Below are 1,164 nucleotides of genomic sequence, written 5' to 3' on the forward strand. Positions count from 1 at the left end.
CTCAGGGACGACCACGGCCGGCGTCGTCGCCGCTGGCGGCACTTCGTCGGGAAGATTGAGGAGCGTTTTGCGGGTGATCGCGATGTGGTCGGCGGCCTGGGCGAGCCCGTCCAGCAGCGCGGTGAGCTGCGCGATCTGCTCGTGGGCGGCTTCCGCCTGCGCGGCGATCTGCTTCTCCTGGGTCTCCAGGCGCACCAGTAGGGCCCCGAGGGTCAGATGCTCGTCGCCGCTCACGCGCCGCGCCAGGCCGGCGTGGAAGTACCGGTCAGCCGACGGGCCATCACATCGTTTATGGCCCAGTACACGCGGGACTCGGAGGAAGCGGTGCTGTGTTCGTACTCACGGACCAGCCGGCGGTGCAGCATGAGGATCCCGTTGGTCTGTTCCACTCTCCAGCGGATCGGCTGAGGAACGAAGCCCGTCTGGTCGGGGTTGCGCTCGACGATGTCCACCTCGACACCCATAGCGGCACCGTGCGCGACGACGGTCTTCTTGAATCCCTGGTCCACCAGTGCCTTGTGGACGGTGGAGGCGCTGGTGGCGACCTTGTCCAGCAGGGCGGTCCCGATGGCATTGTCGTGGACGCAGGCAGCCGTCACGATCACCGCGATCACCAGTCCGAGGATGTCAACGGCCAGTCCGCGCTTCCTGCCCGGTACTTTCTTCGCCGCGTCACGGCCGGTCGTGGTGGCAGGCACTCCGGCGGCGGCGTGCAGGCTCTGGGTGTCGAGCACCACCAGACTCGGATCCTCGGTCCGCCCGGCCCGTTCGCGGACCTGGCAGCGCAGGAGTTCGTGGATCGCCTCGGTGGTGCCGTCGTTGCGCCAGGCGTAGAAGTAGTACTTGACCGCGCCGGGCGGCGGCAGGTCACCGGGCAGGTAGGACCACGGGCAGCCGCTGCGACCCTGGTAGAGGATGCTGTTGACGATCTCGCGCATCGGATAGCGGCCCTGATGGCCGCTCACCGAGGGGTGCACCGCCTTCCACGCCGTGATCATCGGCTCGATCAGCGCCCACCGCTCGTCCGTCAAATCGCTCGGGTAGCCCCTTCGCTCACTCACCCTGTCAGCCCACCACCACCCGACGCGCTCTGCGGCGGCATTACAGGCAAGCCCACACGATCGAGCGATCAGAAAGCGGACAGAAGGTCACGTACCGCCCTCT

Annotated in this window: 1 protein-coding gene and 1 pseudogene; both read right to left on the reverse strand. The window is 67.6% G+C overall.

Features of this window, described 5'->3' with window-relative positions; all coding sequences use genetic code 11:
* A pseudogene (locus C7C46_RS33150) lies at nt 1-234 on the reverse strand (hypothetical protein); the annotation flags it as partial.
* Nucleotides 231-1,061, reverse strand: coding sequence for an IS5 family transposase (locus C7C46_RS33155; RefSeq protein ID WP_110673611.1), 831 nt, complete (start codon nt 1,059-1,061; stop codon nt 231-233). The gene C7C46_RS33155 and the pseudogene C7C46_RS33150, both read right to left, overlap by 4 nt.
* Nucleotides 1,062-1,164: the final 103 nt, after the last annotated feature.

Origin of the sequence: Streptomyces tateyamensis (genome assembly GCF_003205575.1) — a bacterium.
GTDB lineage: Bacteria > Actinomycetota > Actinomycetes > Streptomycetales > Streptomycetaceae > Kitasatospora > Kitasatospora tateyamensis.